This window comes from Paenibacillus sp. 2KB_22, assembly GCF_052115745.1.
GTDB lineage: Bacteria > Bacillota > Bacilli > Paenibacillales > Paenibacillaceae > Paenibacillus.
The window spans coordinates 793,575-815,067 of sequence record NZ_JBFRHG010000001.1 but is presented as its reverse complement, the minus strand read 5'-3'; the positions used below and the strand labels follow the sequence as shown (position 1 = coordinate 815,067).

At 45.0% G+C, this 21,493-nt stretch carries 20 protein-coding genes; 14 read left to right on the top strand and 6 right to left on the bottom strand.

Translation table 11 applies throughout. From position 1 onward, the window contains the following. The first annotated feature begins 114 nt into the window (after positions 1–114). From AB4111_RS03300 to AB4111_RS03285, 4 genes are read left to right on the top strand one after another with little or no spacing between them, the layout of a single operon-like run. A complete protein-coding gene (locus AB4111_RS03300; RefSeq protein WP_442030455.1) occupies positions 115–822 on the top strand; it encodes a response regulator transcription factor in 708 nt (235 codons plus the stop codon). Beyond that, positions 800–2,257, top strand: a complete 1,458-nt coding sequence (locus tag AB4111_RS03295) for a sensor histidine kinase (RefSeq protein ID WP_442030454.1) — start codon at positions 800–802, stop codon at positions 2,255–2,257. The genes AB4111_RS03300 and AB4111_RS03295 overlap by 23 nt, the downstream gene beginning before the upstream one ends. 35 nt (positions 2,258–2,292) lie before the next feature. Then, complete coding sequence (locus tag AB4111_RS03290; protein WP_105598509.1) at positions 2,293–3,372, top strand: AI-2E family transporter; 1,080 nt, start codon at positions 2,293–2,295, stop codon at positions 3,370–3,372. A 28-nt stretch (positions 3,373–3,400) separates the two neighbouring features. Next, positions 3,401–3,799, top strand: coding sequence for an Asp23/Gls24 family envelope stress response protein (locus AB4111_RS03285; RefSeq protein WP_442030453.1), 399 nt, complete (start codon positions 3,401–3,403; stop codon positions 3,797–3,799). A gap of 61 nt (positions 3,800–3,860) precedes the next feature. On the opposite strand, the gene AB4111_RS03280 is transcribed toward AB4111_RS03285, so the two are convergent. After that, the gene (locus AB4111_RS03280; protein WP_442030452.1) at positions 3,861–4,706 is read right to left on the bottom strand and encodes an AraC family ligand binding domain-containing protein; all 846 of its coding nucleotides are present in this window, start codon (positions 4,704–4,706) and stop codon (positions 3,861–3,863) included. Positions 4,707–4,907: 201 nt separating this feature from the next. Between AB4111_RS03280 and AB4111_RS03275 the strand changes: the two genes are divergently transcribed. From AB4111_RS03275 to AB4111_RS03265, 3 genes are all read left to right on the top strand, one after another. Next, positions 4,908–5,912 (top strand): aldo/keto reductase, encoded by a 1,005-nt coding sequence (locus AB4111_RS03275; protein ID WP_442030450.1) that lies wholly within the window; start codon positions 4,908–4,910, stop codon positions 5,910–5,912. A gap of 251 nt (positions 5,913–6,163) precedes the next feature. Further along, the gene (gene mbcS / locus AB4111_RS03270) at positions 6,164–7,756 is read left to right on the top strand and encodes an acyl-CoA synthetase MbcS (protein WP_442030448.1); all 1,593 of its coding nucleotides are present in this window, start codon (positions 6,164–6,166) and stop codon (positions 7,754–7,756) included. Positions 7,757–7,871: 115 nt separating this feature from the next. Then, entirely contained in the window at positions 7,872–9,116 is a 1,245-nt protein-coding gene (locus tag AB4111_RS03265; RefSeq protein WP_442030446.1) for an aminopeptidase, read from the top strand. A 277-nt stretch (positions 9,117–9,393) separates the two neighbouring features. Here the strand turns inward: AB4111_RS03265 and AB4111_RS03260 are convergent, their stop codons facing one another. Next, positions 9,394–9,852, bottom strand: coding sequence for an AraC family transcriptional regulator (locus tag AB4111_RS03260; RefSeq protein ID WP_442030444.1), 459 nt, complete (start codon positions 9,850–9,852; stop codon positions 9,394–9,396). Between the two features lie 156 nt (positions 9,853–10,008). Here AB4111_RS03260 and AB4111_RS03255 point away from each other — a divergent pair, with 156 nt between their 5' ends. Then, positions 10,009–11,169 carry a leucine-rich repeat domain-containing protein gene (locus AB4111_RS03255; protein ID WP_442030442.1) on the top strand — a complete coding sequence of 387 codons (1,161 nt, stop codon included), beginning with the start codon at positions 10,009–10,011 and terminating at the stop codon, positions 11,167–11,169. A gap of 50 nt (positions 11,170–11,219) precedes the next feature. Here the strand turns inward: AB4111_RS03255 and AB4111_RS03250 are convergent, their stop codons facing one another. Then, entirely contained in the window at positions 11,220–11,852 is a 633-nt protein-coding gene (locus AB4111_RS03250; RefSeq protein ID WP_339242177.1) for a nitroreductase family protein, read from the bottom strand. A gap of 130 nt (positions 11,853–11,982) precedes the next feature. Between AB4111_RS03250 and AB4111_RS03245 the strand changes: the two genes are divergently transcribed. Next, the gene (locus tag AB4111_RS03245) at positions 11,983–12,222 is read left to right on the top strand and encodes a hypothetical protein (RefSeq protein ID WP_253434749.1); all 240 of its coding nucleotides are present in this window, start codon (positions 11,983–11,985) and stop codon (positions 12,220–12,222) included. Positions 12,223–12,355: 133 nt separating this feature from the next. Here AB4111_RS03245 and AB4111_RS03240 read toward each other — a convergent pair whose 3' ends face one another. Together AB4111_RS03240 and AB4111_RS03235 are read right to left on the bottom strand one after the other, a co-directional pair. Beyond that, positions 12,356–13,129 carry a M15 family metallopeptidase gene (locus tag AB4111_RS03240; RefSeq protein WP_442030439.1) on the bottom strand — a complete coding sequence of 258 codons (774 nt, stop codon included), beginning with the start codon at positions 13,127–13,129 and terminating at the stop codon, positions 12,356–12,358. A 239-nt stretch (positions 13,130–13,368) separates the two neighbouring features. Continuing rightward, positions 13,369–13,731 (bottom strand): iron-sulfur cluster biosynthesis family protein, encoded by a 363-nt coding sequence (locus tag AB4111_RS03235; protein ID WP_339260815.1) that lies wholly within the window; start codon positions 13,729–13,731, stop codon positions 13,369–13,371. A gap of 395 nt (positions 13,732–14,126) precedes the next feature. On the opposite strand from AB4111_RS03235, the gene AB4111_RS03230 reads away from it, so the two are divergent. Genes AB4111_RS03230 through AB4111_RS03215 form a run of 4 tightly spaced genes read left to right on the top strand, consistent with a single transcriptional unit; the run spans position 14,127 to position 18,662 of the window. Next, positions 14,127–15,101, top strand: coding sequence for an ABC transporter ATP-binding protein (locus AB4111_RS03230; RefSeq protein WP_442030436.1), 975 nt, complete (start codon positions 14,127–14,129; stop codon positions 15,099–15,101). Beyond that, on the top strand, positions 15,094–16,608 hold the full coding sequence (gene opuFB / locus AB4111_RS03225) for an osmoprotectant update ABC transporter permease/substrate-binding subunit OpuFB (RefSeq protein ID WP_442030434.1): 1,515 nt from the start codon (positions 15,094–15,096) through the stop codon (positions 16,606–16,608). Before AB4111_RS03230 ends, opuFB begins: the two co-directional genes overlap by 8 nt. Positions 16,609–16,658: 50 nt before the next feature. After that, positions 16,659–18,005 (top strand): dihydrolipoyl dehydrogenase family protein, encoded by a 1,347-nt coding sequence (locus AB4111_RS03220; RefSeq protein ID WP_442030432.1) that lies wholly within the window; start codon positions 16,659–16,661, stop codon positions 18,003–18,005. 36 nt (positions 18,006–18,041) lie between these two features. After that, entirely contained in the window at positions 18,042–18,662 is a 621-nt protein-coding gene (locus AB4111_RS03215) for a DUF1349 domain-containing protein (RefSeq protein ID WP_442030430.1), read from the top strand. 226 nt (positions 18,663–18,888) lie between these two features. Here AB4111_RS03215 and AB4111_RS03210 read toward each other — a convergent pair whose 3' ends face one another. Further along, a complete protein-coding gene (locus AB4111_RS03210; RefSeq protein ID WP_339242197.1) occupies positions 18,889–19,362 on the bottom strand; it encodes an SET domain-containing protein in 474 nt (157 codons plus the stop codon). 197 nt (positions 19,363–19,559) lie between these two features. On the opposite strand from AB4111_RS03210, the gene AB4111_RS03205 reads away from it, so the two are divergent. Further along, on the top strand, positions 19,560–21,116 hold the full coding sequence (locus AB4111_RS03205) for an ABC-F family ATP-binding cassette domain-containing protein (protein ID WP_442030427.1): 1,557 nt from the start codon (positions 19,560–19,562) through the stop codon (positions 21,114–21,116). Positions 21,117–21,493 lie beyond the last annotated feature (377 nt).

The following is a 21,493-nucleotide window of genomic DNA, read 5'->3' as shown; positions in this document are numbered from 1 at the left end:
TCTATTTCTATTTATTTAGATTATCTTTAGAAATGATTTAGGTTGAATTAAGAGACGTAGTATATAGTAATAATGTAGAGATAGGCATAGAGTATAGGAAATGAGAGGAATAACATGAGATACACCGTATTAATTGCAGATGACGAACCAGAGATTGTGGAATTGCTTCAGCTCTATCTGGAGAAGGATTATACCATTAAGACTGCCGTGAATGGAGCCGAGGCGCTACAATGTATACGTTCAACACAGATTGATCTGGTCATACTGGACATCATGATGCCTGTAATGGATGGGTTGCAGTTAATTAAGCAGATCAGGGCCACACATCACATGCCTGTACTGTTCCTATCCGCCAAAAGTCAGGATCACGATAAAATCCTTGGACTCGGACTTGGGGCAGATGATTATATAGCGAAGCCGTTCAACCCGCTTGAGATTGTCGCCAGAGTAGAGGCTTTGCTCAGAAGAGTGAATCAATTTGATGCAGCGGAGATCCCCGCTGCCAAAGAAGAGAATCTGGTATTGGGTGATCTGACGCTGGATCGATCCCAATGTATGCTTTTTCGTTCAGGAACACCTGTAACATTAACCTCTACAGAGTATAAAATTATGGAATTGTTGCTTGATCAACCTGGCCGAGTGTTCACCCGTAAAAAAATATACGAAGCAGTCTGGGGCGATTATTATGCGCACGAGGACAGCACCATCATGGTACATATCAGCAACATTCGGGAGAAGATCGAGCGTGATTCCAGACAACCGGAATATCTCAAAACGATAAGGGGACTGGGATACAAAATTGAAGCGCCCATGGAAAGCTAGAGAAAAGCGACTGTTGCAGACATCCCTGACACTGGATTTCTTGCTGTTCAACTTCTTTTTGCTGTTACTGGTATTGATCGTGTACCTTATAGTGTCACTGGATGTCGTGGATTTCCGCATTTCGGATCAGGTCGTTGATCCAGATCTGAATGTTGAAGCCCACGTGTATGTGGCAGAGCTGGAGAACGAATTTTACTCCGGTGGAGGTTCGGTGTCGAGAGGGAAAGATACAGAGATTCAACGTCTCAAGGACAGCGGGGGTTGGATTGAGATTCTGGATGCGAATCGTAACGTCATTCATCATGTGGGAGACAAGCAGGATTCATTCACCCAATACAGTGAAGCCGAGCTGTATGCAGGACTGGAGAACCGAAGCGACCAACTGTACTATTACTCCATCACTCCGTTAAAGGCAGAAGGACCGCCAACGTATGTGTTGCTCAAGATCCCGCGTGATCTGGTCAGCGTAAGGATTAATGATAATCAGTTGATTACCAATCTGAAGCACCCGTTATCCTTTTACATTATGATTGGCATTGGTTTAGTTTTGTTGTTGATCTTTGTATATAGCTATTGGGTCGCACGGAGAATCAAAAAGCCACTTAGTATTCTCTCCTCTGGTCTTACACAGATGATCCAGGGAAATTATAGTACACGGATGTCGATCTCTGCCGAGAGGGAGTTTGTCCAGATTGGTGAGACCTTCAACTACATGGCGGATGTCATTGAGAACACCTCTGCGGAGAAACGTTATGCGGAAGAGAGCAAGCAGCGACTAATTGTAGACTTATCCCATGATCTGAAGACACCGATAACATCTATACAGGGATATGCGCAGGCATTGGTGGAAGGACGTGGAGAGGACAAGGACAGGCAGCAAAGATTTTTGGGATACATCTATAACAAGTCTGTTCAAGTTGCGCGCATGATACAGAATATGCTGGAGCTGCTCAAGGTGGATTCGCCTGATTTCCACATGCAGATTGAGAGAAGAGAAATTGGAGAGTTCGTGCGCGAGATTATGGCAGATACGTATGGAGAAATTGAACAGAAACAGTTTGTCCTTCATGTACTTGTTCCGGATGAGGTGATCTACGCGAGGTACGATCCGGAGCTGTTATCCAGAGTCATCCAGAATCTAATTACCAATGCTCTGTCTTATAATCCAATCGGGACCGAACTACGCGTTGAACTCATTCCGCTTCATACCCATGTGGTGATAGAGGTGGCAGATAACGGAGTGGGCATACCTCAAGAACTATGGTCAACGATCTTTGACCCGTTTGTACGAGGGGATGAGGCGCGGACAGCGACCGGAGGCACCGGACTTGGTTTGTCCATCGCACGACGTAATACGGAGAAAATGGGCGGACGGCTGATCCTTTCCCGGCGTGGGCGAGAGACCACCGTGTTTACCATTGAGATTCCAAATTAAATAAGAGAAGAAATGTCCATGTGGAGGGAAATATTTTGTTCAAAGTAAATACGTTTGTCCGGTTCAGTATTGCACTGGCGCTGATATTGGTTAATATCTATTTATTATCACGTGTGAGCTTCATCTTTCAGCCGCTCGTCACCATGATCACGGTCATTACCGTGCCGATGATGTTGTCGGTGTTCTTTTATTATCTGCTAAGGCCGCTTGTGAATTATATGGAGAAAAAGAAAATAAATCGCACGCTAAGTATTTTGCTAATCTATCTGGTTATTGCTATTCTGGGAGTGTTCTTCATCATTGGTTTATGGCCATCGTTACGTGAGCAACTGTTCAATCTGGTCGATAACGCACCAAGTTTAATTAATTCATTAAGTGACCAGCTGAGAGAGCTGGAGCAAAATGGTGCCATTCAGGCCTTGTTCCCTGAGGGCTCGACACCTTTCTCCCAGATCACGGAGTATATCAACAAAGGATTTAACTTTGTGACCAACTACGTAAGTGGATTTTTCTCACTCGTTTCCAGTTTTGCGATCATCTTGTTTACACTACCGATTCTTTTGTTCTATATGTTGTTACAAGGCGAGAAATTTGGTCGTAAATTGGCACATATCGCTCCAAAACGTTTCCAAAATGACAGCCGTGAAGTCGTAATTGAGATTGATCAGGCGTTGAGTGGTTTTATTGTGGGAAGAGTTTTGGTCAATCTGGCATTGGGTGTACTGATGTATATTGGTTTCCTGATTATTGGACTGCCGTACGCATTACTGCTCACGGTAATTGCGGTCATCATGAACTTTGTTCCGTTTATCGGAGCGATTGTGTCGTCTGTACCTATTGTGATCATGGGTCTCGTGGTATCACCATCAGTTGCCATCTGGTCTCTGATTATTATTCTTGTCGCTCAGCAGATTCAGGACAACCTGGTAGCACCGTACGTATTCGGCAAAAAGCTGGATATTCACCCGCTCACGACCATCATTCTGGTGTTGGGTGCAGGCGACCTGGGTGGAATTATTGCCATCCTGATTATTATCCCGGTGTATATGATCGTTAAAATTCTTTTGGTTCGAATCTATAACATGTTCTTCAAGGACAAATGGCAGAATGCATAGAATTTAATTATTCGAAGGAGTGGAGCACATGTCTGAAATTATCGAAAAACAATACAATGAACCTGAATATATCGCACCTCAATCTGTTCAAATGGGTACCATTCACATCTCGAACGATGTGCTGTCCAAGATCGTGGGGATGGCTGCGCAGAGCACGAATGGCGTATCCTCCATGTCTGTGGGGCTGACTGAAGGGATTGCCAAGAGCATCAGCGGCAAGAGTCTGCAAAAAGGGATTGACGTACACGTCAAAGACGATCAGGCAACCATCCAGCTGCGCATCAACATTCAATATGGTAACAAGATGCACGAGGTCTGCCGTGAACTTCAACATAACGTTCAACAGGCCGTGGAGCAATTAGCGGGTGTTATGGTCAATGAAATTAAAGTGCAAGTCGTCGGCATATCCATGCAGGAGACGGTATAACCGAATGTAAGGAATAATGAATGTCAGGATTACCGATGGAGCAAAACAGCACCTTCCCAAGTTAGCAACTTAATTGGGAGGGTGCTGTTTTATGTTTGCGGTAATAGGTGGGCGCTTCGCCCATCACTTTTTTGAACATTTTGGAGAAAAGCAATTGATCCGTATAGCCCACGGAACGGGCAATATCACCAATAGTCAGACCGGGATCAAGGGTCAATTCGGCTGCCCTGCGCATCCGGTAATGGACCAGATACGACTGAATGCTGCTTCCCATCTGATCTTTGAAGAGAGAACACAAGTAACTCCGCTGCAAGCCGACATGGGCCGCGATGGATTGAACGGTAATGGCATTGGCATAGTTCATTTCAATGAAGTCCATTACCTGCGTTACGTACGTTTCCTTCGAATAATCCGGCATGGGTTGAAGATGTTCGGAGTTGGCCTGATCAATCAAAATGGAGAAGAATTGATACAGCAAACCAGTCATACTGATCTCCCAGCCTTTGTGGGTGTGGCGCGAATTAATCATTCGATGCAGACAGGATCGCATCTCGTCATCCTCATTGCCCAGCTCAAAAATCGGGTGATGCTCCGACAGACAAGCTTGCTGTAAAAAGGTTTGGCTATTGCTGCCTTGAAAAGCAACCCAGCTGTATTCCCAAGGGTCATCCTGATCTGCTTCATAATGAACAACAGAATGCGGAACAATTAAAAAACCTTGACCTTTGTGCAAGGGGTACGTTTTGCCTCCCACTTCGAAGGTGCCTTTGCCATTCAAAATATAATGAATTTTGTAATAGTCTCTCATGGCAGGGCCAAAGTGATGACCTGGTGTACAGGCTTCCGTGCCATAATGAAGGAGCTGAAGCTCCTGAAAATGATTGCTTTTAAACATATACGTAATCAAGGGTATTCACTCCTGTATGATTTCGTCTCATCTTGCATTTTAACATATTAATTAGTGTAAAAGATGAATCATTGAAGATTAGTTAATATAGATAACAGTCATTTTTCCATATGGTTATAGTGAAATGCCATATCGTTTTGCCCGAGAAATGACTAAGATTAGAAGCAGCAAGGCAAACCATACAGGAAAGTGAGAATAACAATGCCCTATACTGCGAGTGAACAACGATATGATGAGATGAAATATGTACGTTCTGGTAAATCCGGAATCAGACTGCCGCAAATTGCACTGGGTCTATGGCAGAACTTCGGTGGTAACCGTACGTTGGATATTCAGGAAGAGATGATTTTGCGTGCCTTTGACCTCGGAATTAACCATTTCGATCTGGCGAATAACTATGGTCCACCTCCAGGATCAGCGGAAGAGAACTTTGGTGTGATTTATAAAAAACATCTGCGTCCTTATCGGGATGAGCTGCTCATCTCGTCAAAGGCTGGCTATCACATGTGGAATGGACCTTATGGCGAATGGGGTTCCCGCAAAAACCTGATTGCAAGCCTGGATCAAAGCCTTGGCCGGATGGGACTAGACTATGTAGACATTTTCTATCATCACCGTCCAGATCCGGATACACCTTTGGAAGAGACCATGACAGCGCTGGATCATATTGTGCGGCAAGGTAAAGCACTGTATGTGGGGTTATCCAATTATAATGCAGAACAGACGCAAGAAGCGGTAAGTATTCTTCGTCGTCTGGGTACGCCATGTCTGGTTCATCAGCCGAATTACTCCATGTTGAATCGTTGGATTGAAGACGGTTTGCAGGATGTACTGGATGAGCAAGGTGTAGGTTCAATTGCATTCTGTCCACTTGGTCGCGGTCAGTTGACGAATAAATATGTCGACAAGATTAAGGAAGAACGAGCCAATCCAACAGGCAATTTGAAAAAAGAAGCTTATACGGACGAACGGATTGCCAAGTTTGACGCGCTTCAGGCGGTTGCGGAAAGAAGAGGACAGACGATCTCTCAACTGGCTCTGAACTGGATCTTGCGTGGTAACCGTGTTACCTCCGCACTGATTGGTGCAAGCCGTGTGTCCCAGATCGAAGAAAACGTAGCTGCGCTCCAGGCACCGGACCTGACAACGGAAGAGTTGAATGAGATCGAAAGCATTCTTGACGGCATGGGTAATTATCCGTGGTAACCGAAAAATTATAGTTAGACAAAGATTATGGTAATATAAAAATTAAACATGAAATGGCTCCGTCCTGATGACCAGGAAGGTGCCATTTTTTTATATGTCATTTTCTTTATAGGATAAGATCTATTATAATAGTTCATTAATTGACCTATGTTTATTTTTTTGGAATGAGCCTAGTTCATAGCACCTGGTCCTAGGATTTAGGGTATAATATATAGAAGCTTTACATTTGAACTACGAAGGAGAGGCTCCATTTGAACTTTGAACAGTGGATTTCGCCTGAAAGCTATAACCTGACATCCGAGATGGAGAATCATCCATCAGACCGGATTGCACTTAGATGGCTCAGCGATCAACGAGAATTGGAAGAGATCACATATGGTGATTTATTCAAGCAGGCGAATCGTCTTGCTGGAGGTTTGCGTGAACTTGGACTGGAGAAGGGCGATCGGGTGTTGGTCATGGTACCACGGCGTATCATTGCCTATGTCATTTACATTGCTTGTCTTAAATTGGGGATTGCCGTTATTCCTTCCTCCGAGATGTTACGGGCTAAAGATCTGGAATATCGTCTGCGTCACTCTGAGGCGCGGGCTGTTATTGTATGGTCCGAGACGACCTCGGAAGTGGAAAAGATGGACGCGGATCTGCCGTCATTGGCACATCGTATCGTAGCATCTCCTAATGGAGAAGTTGGCGTACCTGCTGAAGGTTGGGTCAATGTGCATGAGTTAATGCAAAATCAACCCGATGAGATGGCTGCAGTGGAAACTCACCGTGATGATACAGCTATTCTTGCTTATACTTCAGGAACAACAGGTAATCCCAAAGGAGTTGTACATAGCCACGGTTGGGGATATGCCCACCTGCGGATCGCTTCTTCCTTATGGCTGGATATTCAGCCTTCAGATACCGTATGGGCAACAGCGGCACCTGGCTGGCAAAAATGGATCTGGAGTCCGTTCCTGTCGGTGCTCGGAAGAGGCGCGACCGGACTGGTCTACAATGGATCATTCCAGCCCAAGCGTTACCTGGAACTGATGCAGGAACATCAAATTAATGTCCTTTGCTGTACACCAACCGAATATCGGTTGATGGCCAAAGCCGATGATCTTGGACATTATGACCTGTCTCATCTGCGCAGTGCCGTGTCTGCGGGTGAACCGCTCAATCAGGAAGTCATTGAAATCTTCCAACGGCATTTCGACCTCACAATTCGGGACGGATATGGGCAGACCGAGAGCACGTTGCTAATCGGCAGTCTCAAAGATGCGCCTGTACGCATTGGTTCCATGGGTCAGTCGATCACACCTGGATTGATTGAAATTATTGACGAAGAGGGGCAACCTGTTCCTGCGGGTGAAGTAGGAGATATCGCGGTGCACAAAGAGATGCCAGCTCTATTCCGGTCCTATTATCAGGATGAGGGACGGAAGGAAGCGAGTCAGCGTGGCGATTATTTTGTAACAGGGGACCGTGCACGTAAAGATGAAGAAGGTTACTTCTGGTTTGAAGGCCGAAGTGACGATATCATCATCAGTTCGGGTTACACGATTGGACCATTTGAAGTGGAAGAAGCACTCATGAAACACGCCAGTGTGAAGGAATGCGCGGTGGTTGCGAGTCCGGATGAGATCCGTGGCAATGTGGTGAAAGCATTTGTCGTACTGCGAGATGATTCACTGGCTTCACCAGAACTGATGCGTGAATTGCAGCACCATGTCAAAGAAATTACAGCACCTTACAAGTATCCACGCAAGATCGAATTTGTTACGGATCTGCCGAAGACCAACTCAGGTAAAATCCGCCGGATCGAACTGCGTGAACAAGAGAAGCGAAATAGTTAAATCCTTTTGTATAGATGAAATTTTGCAAATTGATCATGCGTAGTGAAAGAGAAGGAATCGCTTCTGCAGAAGCGAAAGCGGTCGTACAATATATGAAACAGGAGTGAACACAACCATGAGTCAATTTGAACAAACCTTTGAAAAGTCATTGGAACAATACGCAGAACTGGTTGTCAAAGTCGGTGTAAATATTCAAAAAGGACAGGATCTGCTCGTCACTGCCCCCATCGAAACGCTTGAATTCACACGTTTGATTGTTCAAAAAGCGTATGCAGCCGGAGCGAAGTACGTGCAAGTGGAATTCGATGACGACAACATTACCCGCAGTCGCTTCGAGCATGGCTCGGATGACAGCTTCGATTATTATCCATCCTGGAAAGGCGACATGATGGAGAAGTTCGCCGAAGCTGGCGGAGCAACGTTGACGATCAAAGTACCTGACCCGGATCTGTACAATGGGATTAATTCGGACAACGTCTCCCGTGCGACTAAGGCTGCTGCTCAAGCACGTAAAGGATATGCCAAATACACACGTAATCATGAAATTAGCTGGTGTTTGATCAAAGCACCTACCAAGGCTTGGGCGAACAAAGTGTTTGCCGACATCCCGGAAGAAGACCGAATCAACGTGATGTGGGAAACCATCTTCAAAATGAACCGTGTTGATGGCGGAGACGCCGTACAAAATTGGAGAGAGCATCTGGATACCCTGAATAGCATGAGTGATCTCCTGAACCAAAAGAACTATAAGAGCCTGCATTACCGTGCGCCAGGTACAGACTTGAAAATTGAGCTAGTCCATAACCATATCTGGGGCGGTGGCGGCAGCGAAAATAAACAAGGCGTATATACGGTCGCCAATATGCCGACTGAAGAAGTATTCACCATGCCTAAGCGCAGTGGGGTGAACGGTTATGTTAGCAGCACCATGCCTCTGAACCTGAACGGGCAACTGGTTGACCAGATGAGAATCACCTTCAAGGACGGACAAGTTGTTGCCTTTACGGCAGCATCTGGTGAAGAGCATCTGAAGAACCTCTTTGCCACGGATGAAGGAGCACGTTTTCTGGGTGAAGTGGCACTCGTGCCTCATGACTCCCCGATCTCCAACTTGAATCGTATTTTCTATAATACGGGCATTGATGAAAATGCATCTTGCCATTTGGCTGTGGGAAGTGCGTATCCATTCAACATGAAAGATGGCACAACGATGTCTAACGATGAATTGTTGAAGCATGAGTGCAATGTGAGTCTGACCCACGTCGATTTCATGATCGGTTCCGCAGAGCTGGATATCGATGGTGAGTTACAGGATGGCACAATCGAGCCGGTATTCCGTAAAGGCAACTGGGCATTTTAATTTTCTAATCTGGCTATATAAATTGAACTAAAGATTATTTACACTGACACTACGATGACAGAATAACCTTCCAATCGCTGTTATCCCCAGATTTTTTTGATTCCTTTTCTGAAGAGGAAAATCCGGGGATAAAGGCGAACGCTTCGCTTTTTCAGTTTTTTTCTGTCCTCTCCGTTATCGTGTAAATGATTAGTTCAACTTATATAGTATTAATAGTATTTAATCGAGAAAGTGACTTCAACTTGAATTCACTTTTTTCGTTTCTTCGTAACATGGATTACACAGATTTCACAGGCACACATATTTCGCACCAATGCTGATGGAGCAGTTCCCAGCGATATCGTTCTATAACCGGCTTACTGTCCATCCGATAACCACTTGTTTGTAAATGAGGAATGATCACACGCCATGCCTGCTGAATATCTTCTGCCGTATGTCTCACCTTACAGATGAGATAGTCTCCGCCTGATAGCTCGCCAATCTCAACTATGTCATCTTCCAGGCGTTCAGATTCCGTGATAATAATACAGGCATCATATCTACATTCTTCGGGTGGTGTGGTAGTCGGGTCATCTTGGGGGATACCCAGTAATGTTGCTGATTCATGAAGCAATTGGTTTCTGTCTGCCCATTGTTTTAGTGTATTCATCGCTTGGGCATTGGCCGGACCGTAAGGCCCCACTTGTCGAACATAGGCAAGGCGACACGACGGGAGGTTTTCGATAACCATTTCCATGAAAATCATCCTCTCTGTACGATTTCTCTTACATGTTGGATGCTAACATGGTATAAAAAATATTGCATAATGAATTGATTCCCTGTACCAAAACTCGTAGAATAGGAAGGATATGTTAAAGGACGTTTTAAGAGAACAGGAGGGGAAGAGTGGGATATGGATATCACCTATGCCTTCACGGATGAACGGTTCAGGCAAGTTGTGATGGATCGTTTTTGTAATGAGAGGGGGTTCATTCAGGAGAGTGACGTTCTTGAGGTTGAGACATTGCAACTTTCTAATCATAATATTAGTAATCTTGATGGAATTGAGTATTTCAAGGGTCTTCAAGAGTTGGATTGTACCTATAATCAATTGACGGGTCTGGATCTTGCTCAGAATCACATGCTCAGGACGTTACGTTGCAGAGAGAATCAGCTTCTTACTCTGGACCTCCATTCCAATTCAGAATTGCAGGTACTCGATTGCAGCTTTAATCGACTTCGCAAATTGGATCTTTCTCATAATTCCAAACTTGTCACGCTTGAGTGCCATTGGAATATGTTGTCGGAGCTAGCTTTGGAGCGCCTTGAGCAGTTGGAGGAACTGAGTTGCAGTTATAATGCTCTTTTCACTCTTGAGCTTGAACACAATATACACCTGCGGCGACTTGATTGCGCCAACAATTACATGTTGGATCTCGATGTATCCGGCTGTCCAAACTTGCTTGAACTTCGATGCAACCACAACCATATCAAACAGCTGGATCTTACTTCAAATCTGGTTCTGGAGAGTATCCGTTGTTTTAACAACCATATTGGCAAGCTGGATCTTCGTCATAACGTGCAATTAAGAGAGCTTTATTGTTCCGAGAACAAATTGACCGAGTTGGATTATGGCCATAATCTTAAATTGGAAAGATTGCAGTATACGGACAATCTGATATTTGAATCTAATCATGAAATTCATGGAATGGGTGTGTTTCGGTATGACGCATCAATGTCCAACTATCAGATGAGCTTGCTGATTCAGGACAATGAGCTTGTAGTTACTGCACAGGTTTCAACCAAGGCGGAGATGGAGGTATTGTCTCCATATATGGAAGCGACGTGGGATCGATGGGACATGCTTGGTGAGCAGGCGCTTAAAACAATCGCCGAGGCCCATCCGGACGAGGATATCAATGAATTGGTTTTGGCTGACGCAGAGTTCCAGGGAGATCGTTACCTTCGATTGGGATATGATGCGGGGGATACACCTGCTGGTCGATTGTACATATACGCGGAGTTTGATGATGAATTTCATATGTTGGACACATTAATCTATGAAACGTATTAAAGCCACGAGATCGTGGCTTTTTTGCTTTGTTAGTTTGGCGGGTTATCTGTTTATTCAGCGTGCATTTTGTTGAAGCTAACGTATTCATTGATTGGTTTACGGTAACCGCGCGGACGTTGTTTGGCTTCCGACTTTTTGCCGATGGTGATCAACATGACCGGAACGTAATGGTTAGGGATATCCAAGCTTTGTTGTAATTCTTCTGCGTCAAAGCCGATCATTGGACAGGTGTCCCAACCGCGATCTTGAGCGATCAGCATCAATTGCATGGCAGACAGGCTGGCATTGCGAATCGCATCCTCACGTTGGAAGAATCTGCCGCGAGATTCGTAAAATTCGGTGACACTTTGGGATTCTTGCTCATATTGGAACGGAGTGAGGGCGCCCAGATTCAGCAAACCTTCGTTAATGGTGCGGATATGATGGTGTGCGTTGACATCGCCCAGAACCACGATGACCGCAGAAGCTGTTTTTACTTTATATTGCTGGGAAGCTTCATAGACTTTCTCTTTCTGTTCCTCGTCTTTGATCACAAGATAGTGGGTGTGTTGCAGGTTAAAGGCAGATGGTGCAAATTTGTTCAGGGCAAACATCTCTTGCAGTTCAGACTCCGAAATCTCAATTCCTTCTTCAAAAATAACGGCCGACCTGCGGTTTTTAACCAGATTCTCGAACTCACTCATGATGGTTTCCCTCGCTTATGTATGATTTATAAAATTACTATAACACACTTGGTTACTTTATGTAAGTGTTATTTTTGAATAAGACAAGGTTTGCCTGCCATACGCTAGAATAAAACACTAGAGGTGATTCATGAAAGCTCTCATCACAAGATTTAAGGGAAGACATGACCCGCATGAATTTCGGGTATATGTGATCCAATCTTCGACGTTAAAACGTTTTGTCGTTATGGAGATTATTTTGGGTTCAATCGTGTACAATGTCGCACTGTATTTGTGCCATAATGCACTACTTGCTGGCGCAGGCTCTTGGGCTGGAACTGAAAGTCTGAAGAGACTGCCACTTGTCTTTAGGAGAATCGCAGGGACGTGATGAAGTGTTCAAATGAAAAAGATTGAAGCAGAAGAGGGGCAATAGCGGCCCCATCTTCTACTTCAGCCTTGCTATCTATAGTCAATCTTGTTTTATCTGATCGGGTAACGGACGAAGCAGGAGTTTAGCTACCTTATTTGGCTCGTTCCAAATATTGCTCCAGTGTAAGTTTCTGATTGGTAATTTCACCAGCAATATATACTCCGACATAACGTACATGCCATGGCTCATAGGAATAACCAGTTAATTTCTCTTGGTCTTTGCCATAACGAATGATGAATCCGTATTTGTGGGCATTGGCTTTTAGCCATTTGCCTTCTTTGGTGTTGCCGAAGCTTTGCTGAAGATCATAACCGGCGGAAGCGCTGGAGATATCCATTGCAAGACCCGTTTGATGTTCGCTTTGTCCTGGACGAGCACTTGTTTTATTGGCAACAGCTTCACCTTTGATGCTGGCATTCCGGTCAAAGATCGATTTCTGAGTCGCATAAGAGCGATAACCAGACACGGCTTTGATATCAATGCCGTCTTTTTTGGCTGCAGCAAATAACTTTTCAATAGCGGTTGCAGCCACTTTACGCATCTGTTTCTTCGGACTTGAGCCTGAGAAGCTAAAAGGAATATTAGGTATAACCAAATCTTGAGGTGCGTAAGTCGAAGGCAGATTTCTCTTTTTATTGACAAGTACAACTGTACTGGACACATTGGTTACGGTTGCCACATTTTTAATGGTTTTGATCGTACGACTAGGTGCATTATCATGCAGAAATTGAGTGAAGCTGGAGCTTGCAGCAGACGCGATGGGATTCAGGTTTGAAGTGATGGGAAACGTAGTAAAAGCAGAACCTGCTACAACAGAGCCTATGAGAATTGTAGATATGATGGATTTACGAGTAAAAGGTTTCATGATGTGTGTTCCTCCTCGGAATATATGAATCTATATACCGAGTATACTAGAGGATTATATCCATAGGTTCTCCAATTGTTTCCGAGTTGTAAACAAAGTTTGCTAGAGTCTTTTTTGCAACTCTCGTAGAGGCATATAAGGAAAAGGACGTTAAAAAGCCGTTGCATAAGATGCAACGGCTTGTGTTGTGAAAAGAAGAGAGTTAATACTAGATTACTGTAATTATGCTGGAGACTGGGTTACAACATGCAGGCGTCAGATCCACCGGAGCTTCCCACAGCTACGGCACGTGTATCACGAACGCGAACATTACCGCTGAGCACACCGGAGTCACTGCTTAATTTAAAAGAAGGATAATTTTCTTCTGTATCCAGCTTCATGTGTTGTTCCAGGTTCAGTTGCTGTTTCGGATCGACATAGAACGGAACCAGATTGGTTTCAATCTGAGCGTCAAGAGCCGCGAGTTCATCAACAATGATAATCGCAATAACTCCGTTACATCCGCAACCTTCCAAGTCATAGATCACTTTGAAATATCCGGGTTGGTCATTCAGGCTTTCCGTCAATCGTTTTGCAGCCAGATCTGTAATTTGAATATACATATGGGTACACTCCTTTATATGTGGTCAAGGTTGTAAGTGGTAAAAGAATTAATTTTGCGCTTCTATTCTCATTATACCACTTTGTGAAAAATCAAAGCATTTATTTTCAAGTAATGGATATCGTGCTGAAATTGACGGGGAATGGTCCAATCTCCATGGAGCAATTTGTTCAAAATCATAGGGCAGTATGGAATTAATGGAAGAAACATATTGTATTTAAAGAGAAGACGGTGCCTAGTGCCCGTCTTTTTGCCTGTCTACCAGCATGTTAACATCGTTGATTGAAATATGGATCTCTGCATAATCATAGGCACTACGGACAGCAGTGATTATACGAACACACTTTTGGGGAAATAGATGAGAATGAATGTTTGATAAAGGGGCGAAGAGAGCGGATGATTCAGTTCGAAAATGTATCAAAACAATATCCTGATGGAACTACGGCTTTGCGTCAGGTTAACCTCAACATTAACAAGGGAGAATTGTTTGTCATGATTGGTCCGAGTGGATGTGGCAAAACCACCATGCTCAAAATGATCAATCGTCTGATTGAGCGAACAGATGGAGCAGTGCTCATTAATGAACGCTCAATTGATGAATACAACATTCACGAGTTGCGCTGGAATATCGGATATGTGCTGCAACAGATTGCACTATTCCCGCATATGACGATTGCCGAAAATATTGCGGTTGTTCCTGAACTGCGAAAATGGAAGTCAGATCAAATCAAGCAGCGCGTACATACGTTGCTGGACATGGTTGGTTTGCACGGAGATACGTACAGCGAGCGCAAACCTGCCGAACTATCAGGTGGACAACAGCAGAGAATTGGTGTGTTGCGTGCACTCGCTGCCGATCCCGAGATTGTATTGATGGATGAACCATTCAGTGCACTCGATCCGATGAGCAGGGAGAAATTGCAGGACGATATTCTGGATATCCAGCGCCAGATGAAAAAAACAATTGTGTTTGTCACCCATGATATTCAGGAAGCGATGAAGCTGGGCGATCGCATCTGCATTATGAAGGATGGAGAAGTATTGCAGGTAGGTACCCCGGAAGAGCTGATCCAGAATCCAGCTAATGATTTCGTACGTGAGTTTGTCGGAAGTTCTGATGCGGACACGAGTTCACCATTCGTATTCGATCTTGAATCCATCATGTCACCACTCTCACCTGGTCATGTGCCCAAATCTGCGAAAACTGCTGTTCCCGTATCAACTACCTTACCGGAGTTGGTTGAGATTATGAGTTCTCACGAGCATTTGCTGGTTGAACGTAACCGACAGATTATTGGCGAGATCAATCGGGCAGATCTGATGAAATACTGGTCTGATCAGTTACAGGAACGAGGTGAGGCACATGAGTAGATTCACGGAGGTGTTCAGCGAGCGTAAAGGCCAGTTATTGTCTGCTCTTCTTGAACATATTCAGATCTCATTTATCGCATTGTTCTTTGCTGTCCTCATCGCTATTCCGCTTGGTATATACCTGACACGCAAACCAAGAGTGGCTGAACCAATTATCGGGGTTACGGCTGTGTTGCAGACGATACCTTCCTTGGCACTTCTCGGATTGCTCATCCCGTTATTCGGCATAGGCACACTTCCTGCAATCATTGCACTGGTGGTGTATGCGCTGCTTCCTGTACTCCGCAATACGTACACAGGCATATCCGAAGTTGATCCTTCCATGGTCGAAGCGGCGAATGCGATGGGCATGAATAGTCGACAACGTCTAATCAAAGTAGAACTGCCACTGGCGATGCCTGTCATTATGGCCGGAATTCGGACGGCTATGGTCCTGATTGTAGGAACGGCGACACTTGCTGCCTTGATCGGCGCAGGAGGTTTGGGTGCATTAATCTTGCTGGGCATTGATCGGAATGATACGGCACTGATCATCCTTGGAGCCATTCCGGCTGCCTTGCTGGCTATTTTGTTTGATGTATTATTGCGTCAGTTCCAGCGGTTATCCTTCAAGAAAACCCTGGTTACTCTAGGTTCGCTGGCAATAATCGCGATACTTGTCATCACCATTCCCTTCTTGGCACGTGGAGGGCAGAAGGATCTCGTAATTGCTGGCAAACTGGGAGCTGAACCGGAGATTCTGATTAACATGTATAAATTACTGATCGAAAAAGAGACGGATCTGACCGTTGAACTAAAGCCTGGATTAGGTAAAACGCCATTCCTTTTCAACGCACTCAACTCAGGTGATATTGACATCTATCCCGAATTCACCGGGACAGCGATCTCCGAATTCATGAAGGAAACGGCAGTCAGCACCGATCGGACAGAGGTCTACGAACAGGCCAGAGATGGAATGCTGAGCCAGTTCAACATGGTGCTTCTGAAACCTATGAATTATAACAATACGTATACGTTGGCCGTTCCAAAGAGCATCGCAGATCAATACAATCTCAAGACCATTTCGGATCTCAAGCCCGTGGAACAGCAGATGAAGGCAGGATTCACGATGGAGTTCTCTGATCGGGAAGACGGTTACCTTGGTATTCAGAAGAAGTATGGAATTCAATTCCCGAACGTTGCAACCATGGAACCGAAGCTTCGCTATGGAGCTGTTCAACGAGGCGATATCAATCTCGTAGATGCTTACTCCACCGATAGTGAGTTGAGACAATATGAACTCGTTGTGCTGGAAGATGATCAGGAATTGTTCCCGCCGTACCAAGGTGCGCCGATGCTTCGTCAAGAAACTGCAGAACAATATCCACAACTGGTTGAGGTGCTGAATCAGCTTGCTGGAAAGATTACGGATGACGAGATGCGTCAGATGAACTATGACGTGAACGTGGATGGAGCGAATCCTGAGCAGGTGGCTACGGAGTACCTTAAACAGGCTGGATTGCTCTAACGTTGTGTATCCCAACAATAGAAGTAACAAAAGGATGAGGAGGAACTACAATGACTCAAGAAACCTATGACTTGATTGCGATTGGTACAGGAAGCGCGGCAAGCTCTGTAATCACCCGTTGCACTGAAGCTGGCTGGAAAATCGCTGTGATTGATGAACGTGAGTTCGGTGGAACCTGTGCACTGCGCGGCTGTGATCCCAAGAAAGTGCTGGCCGGAGCGGCTGAGCTGATTGACTGGAATGAGCGTATGCAAGGGAAAGGAATTCAGGGACAGGCGACCATCAACTGGTCTGAACTTATGGCCTTTAAGCGCACCTTTACCGAGAGCATACCTAGAGCAAGTGAAGATCAATTCAAACAGGCCGGAATGGATACGTTCCATGGTAAAGCTTCATTTGTCGATGAAAACCATATTCAAGTGGGGGAAGAAGTGCTCCATGGCAAACACATTCTGATTGCTACTGGTGCAAGACCTGCGCCACTTGAGATTGAGGGCTCAGAGCATCTGATATATAGTGATGACTTTCTGGATCTGGAACAGCTGCCGGATCGATTAGTTCTGGTAGGCGGTGGATACATTGCATTTGAGTTTGCGCATATTGCGGCCAGAGCCGGGACGGAAGTCCATATCCTGCATCGGAGTGAACAGCCTCTGAAATCGTTTGATGTGGAGCTGGTCGAATCTTTGTTGCATAAATCAAAAGAGATCGGCATTCATGTTCACTTGAACGCGGAGGTGAAGTCCATACGGCAAGAGGGGAACGCCTATGTCGTTCATGGCACACGTAATGGTGCAGATCACCAGTGGCAGTGCGGACTTGTCGTTCATGGAGCCGGGCGTGTTCCTAATGTGGATGGGCTGGAATTGGAGAAAGCCAACGTCAGCTACAGTAAAAAGGGGATCACGGTGAACGAGTACTTGCAAAGTGAAAGTAATCCGAGAGTGTATGCTGCTGGCGATGTAACGGATACAAAAGGGTTGTCTTTAACCCCGTTAGCAGGTCAGGAATCCCGGGCTGTATCGTTCAATTTGTTGGAGGGAAATCAACACAAACCTAATTATAAAGTGATGCCTTCCATTGTGTTTACTGTCCCTGCCCTTGGAGCTGTAGGTATGAGCACGGAGCAAGCCAAGAAAGAGGGCTATGAGGTGCAGGTAAATGATATGTCGAAATGGTATACTTACAAGCGAACTCATGAAAAATTTGCCATGGCCAAAGTAGTGATCGATAAATCAACTGGGCGTATTCTGGGCGCGCATGTGCTCGGGAGCAAAACAGAAGAATTGATCAACCTTTTTGCAATGGCGATTCAGTTCAATCTGACTATCGATCAGTTAAACACCATGAATTTTGCATATCCTACTGCTGCATCGGACCTGGGTTCTCTATTGTAGAATTGCTGATAAACACCTCTTGGGACGGAAGGAAGGATGAAAACAACGATGTCATCGGATTTTATTGGGCTTCATGAAGGCAAGTGGACGAAGGAACCCGTTGCTGCACGGATGGATGGGGATCGTTTCGTTGTGGAAGCTCGGGAAGGCAGTGACTTCTGGGAGAACACATTCTACGGGTTCTGTCATCGGGATGGACACGCCATGCTTGCTCCATGGGACGGAACGGAAGCGATTGAGGTATCGTTTGATCTAAGCTCATTCACCGAATTATATGATCAGGCGGGGTTGATGTTATGGTACGGAGAAGATCAATGGATCAAGGCCGGAGTTGAGGTTAATGACGGTGTTGCTCATGTTGGAGCTGTCGTGACGGATACATATTCGGATTGGTCCCTATCTCCTGTACCTGAGTGGGGTGGACGAATTGTGACGATCAGAGCCTCCTACAGTAATGAGGCTGTTGTCATTCGGGCTCGTACAGATGAGCATCCTTGGCGTACGATTCGGGTTGCACGGTTTGCCTATCCGATGAACAAACACGCAGGCCCATTTCTATGTTCACCGAAGCGTGCAGGGTTCGAGGTAGCCTTTACCAAGTGGAAATCCACGCCACCCGATGCTGACTTACACACAGATCCTCCAATTACGGATTAAAACAAGTTAAGATGCACGATAATTAATGAAATTTGAGCAAGTATATCTCGTTACAAAGAAAGACAACACAAATAAGCAAGTCTTCCGTTAACGGAGGGCTTGCTTATTTTCGTGCTTAAACTTTGCACCCTGAAGAGTATTCCAGGTGCTCATTTTACAATTCACCGGGGGGCGCAAGTTTTTCGCATTTACAACGACGGTCCATGCAAACTTTTAAGTTTAACGTTTATTTACTCGTATCCGTATCCTGGGATTGGGGATTGGTCTCTTTTTCACCCTCATCATCATTGGACTTATTGAACTCCAGCATACGCTCCTCGTAATCATCCAGGAACCATAACGGGTCCATGCTGTCTTCCTCACCGTTGTAATTGATTACGATTTCTTCGCCAGCCTTGATGTCTGTATACGCATAGAAGTCAAAGGTGTGGTTATCAAAATTGATATCATAGGTAGCGTTAGGTTCATAGGAGTGATTGATCAGACTGCCGTAGCCGAGCAGAATGGCGGTATGATTCGCCCCATATTCGAACACGTAATCTTCCAAAATCGTTTTTTCGACATGCTCATGATCTTCATTCGGGTAAGGCACAACGGGTGCCTGATGGATAAGGGTTCCTTTCGCAATATCAACAGTAGCAAATACCCCGCGGTTAAACTCACCACCATCACCCAGCTTGGATTGTTTCACTTCAATCATATTCTTCACCTGATGCTCTTCGAAGAGCTCCGTTCTATATAGTAGTAATTCGTTAAGGCAAAATTTTAACCCATCCTTTCATATAAGGCAAATTTCAGACAAAAAGGTGCAATATTTTTTAATAGGGCGTTGAGTTGTGCAGGATATAACGCTTATAATAAACAAAGAATTAAGTCTATATAGAAAAGGTGTCATGAATGAGCTTATTAAATGTAGAAAAATTAAGTCACGGTTTTGGTGACCGTGCTATCTTTAACGACGTTTCATTCCGCCTGTTGAAAGGCGAACATATTGGTCTGATCGGGGCTAATGGTGAAGGTAAATCCACCTTCATGAACATTATTACAGGAAAGCTTCAGCCGGATGAAGGCAAGGTGGAGTGGTCCAAACGGATGCGTGTTGGTTACTTGGACCAGCATGCTGTATTGAACAAAGGTCAATCGATCCGTGACGTTCTTCGCGGCGCGTTCCAGTATTTGTTCGACATGGAACAGGAAATGAATGATATGTATGGCAAAATGGGCGATGTAACTCCCGAGGAGCTTGAACAACTTCTTGAAGACGTGGGCACGATTCAGGATACGCTGACAAACCAGGATTTCTACATGATCGATGCCAAAGTGGATGAAACCGCACGTGGTCTGGGTCTGACGGATATTGGTCTGGATAAAGACGTCAATGACCTGAGTGGTGGACAGCGTACCAAAGTACTGCTTGCCAAGCTGCTGCTGGAAAAACCGGATATTCTGCTCCTTGATGAGCCTACGAACTATCTGGATGAATTGCATATTGAATGGTTGAAACGTTATTTGCAAGAATATGAGAATGCTTTTATTCTGATCTCTCACGATATTCCGTTCCTGAACAGTGTTATCAACTTGATCTACCACATGGAGAATCAGGATCTGACCCGTTATGTGGGCGATTATGATCACTTCCAAGAAGTGCATGAGATGAGAAAACAGCAGCTGGAGTCGGCGTACAAACGCCAACAACAAGAAATTGCTGACCTCAAGGACTTTGTAGCCCGAAACAAAGCAAGTGTGGCAACTCGTAACATGGCAATGTCCAGACAGAAGAAACTCGACAAGATGGAAGTCATCGAGATTGCCAAGGAAAAACCGAAACCACAGTTCAACTTCCGTGATGCAAGAACGTCCGGCAAGCTCATTTTCGAAACCAAAGGTCTTGTGATTGGTTATAACGAACCATTGTCCAGACCACTGGATCTGCGTATGGAACGGGGACAGAAGATCGCCCTCGTTGGTGCGAACGGAATCGGTAAAACAACCCTGATGCGCAGTATTCTGGGTGAAATTCAGGCTCTGGAAGGAACCGTTCAACGCGGTGAACATCTGGAGATTGGTTACTTCCAACAAGAAATGAAGGATGCCAACTACAATACGTGTATTGAAGAGATCTGGCAGGAGTTCCCTTCGTATACCCAATTCGAAGTGCGTGCTGCACTTGCAAAATGTGGTTTGACAACAAAACACATTGAGAGCAAAGTAGCTGTACTAAGTGGTGGCGAGAAAGCCAAAGTGCGTCTCTGTAAGTTGATCAATAACGAAACCAACCTGCTTGTACTCGATGAGCCGACGAACCATCTGGACGTTGATGCCAAGGAAGAGTTGAAACGTGCGCTCAAGGCTTACAAAGGCAGTATTCTTCTGATTTCCCACGAACCGGAATTCTACCGTGATGTAGTTACGGAGACGTGGAATTGTGAGTCATGGACAACCAAAGTATTCTAAATAATGCGAGCGAGCTTGCGAACAAGCTCGAAGCATGAGAAAAGGCGCGGATTTTGCTTGCAAAACAGGCAGAACTCGCGCCTTTTTTTGCGTGGTTTTAACGAAAAATGTTGGAGCCCAATTCACAGTTGACAGCTTGAATAAGGCAATAATATAATCCAAGAAAGCGATTACATTTATATATTAGAAACCTGTTTCACTGCATAGGGGCGAAGAAGACACGGTATTCCGTATGGGTACCATTTTGCACTTAGAAGGGAAGACGGGTCTTTTTTTTACTCTTCAATGAAACCGGTTTCATTAAAATAAGGAGGTGGACCCCGCTTTTGTACTGAACGCCGGCTGCTGAGGATAGGTTGAACAACAACACCGCGCAT

Coding starts and splice junctions, on each gene's coding strand:
- AB4111_RS03275 (WP_442030450.1), top strand. CDS start 4,908: ATGCCCTATACTGCGAGTGAACAACGATATGATGAGATGAAATATGTA.
- AB4111_RS03240 (WP_442030439.1), bottom strand. CDS start 13,129: ATGAAACCTTTTACTCGTAAATCCATCATATCTACAATTCTCATAGGC.
- AB4111_RS03300 (WP_442030455.1), top strand. CDS start 115: ATGAGATACACCGTATTAATTGCAGATGACGAACCAGAGATTGTGGAA.
- AB4111_RS03220 (WP_442030432.1), top strand. CDS start 16,659: ATGACTCAAGAAACCTATGACTTGATTGCGATTGGTACAGGAAGCGCG.
- AB4111_RS03210 (WP_339242197.1), bottom strand. CDS start 19,362: ATGATTGAAGTGAAACAATCCAAGCTGGGTGATGGTGGTGAGTTTAAC.
- AB4111_RS03255 (WP_442030442.1), top strand. CDS start 10,009: ATGGATATCACCTATGCCTTCACGGATGAACGGTTCAGGCAAGTTGTG.
- AB4111_RS03230 (WP_442030436.1), top strand. CDS start 14,127: ATGATTCAGTTCGAAAATGTATCAAAACAATATCCTGATGGAACTACG.
- AB4111_RS03265 (WP_442030446.1), top strand. CDS start 7,872: ATGAGTCAATTTGAACAAACCTTTGAAAAGTCATTGGAACAATACGCA.
- AB4111_RS03245 (WP_253434749.1), top strand. CDS start 11,983: ATGAAAGCTCTCATCACAAGATTTAAGGGAAGACATGACCCGCATGAA.
- AB4111_RS03285 (WP_442030453.1), top strand. CDS start 3,401: ATGTCTGAAATTATCGAAAAACAATACAATGAACCTGAATATATCGCA.
- AB4111_RS03205 (WP_442030427.1), top strand. CDS start 19,560: ATGAGCTTATTAAATGTAGAAAAATTAAGTCACGGTTTTGGTGACCGT.
- AB4111_RS03260 (WP_442030444.1), bottom strand. CDS start 9,852: ATGGAAATGGTTATCGAAAACCTCCCGTCGTGTCGCCTTGCCTATGTT.
- opuFB (WP_442030434.1), top strand. CDS start 15,094: ATGAGTAGATTCACGGAGGTGTTCAGCGAGCGTAAAGGCCAGTTATTG.
- AB4111_RS03215 (WP_442030430.1), top strand. CDS start 18,042: ATGAAAACAACGATGTCATCGGATTTTATTGGGCTTCATGAAGGCAAG.
- AB4111_RS03250 (WP_339242177.1), bottom strand. CDS start 11,852: ATGAGTGAGTTCGAGAATCTGGTTAAAAACCGCAGGTCGGCCGTTATT.
- AB4111_RS03235 (WP_339260815.1), bottom strand. CDS start 13,731: ATGTATATTCAAATTACAGATCTGGCTGCAAAACGATTGACGGAAAGC.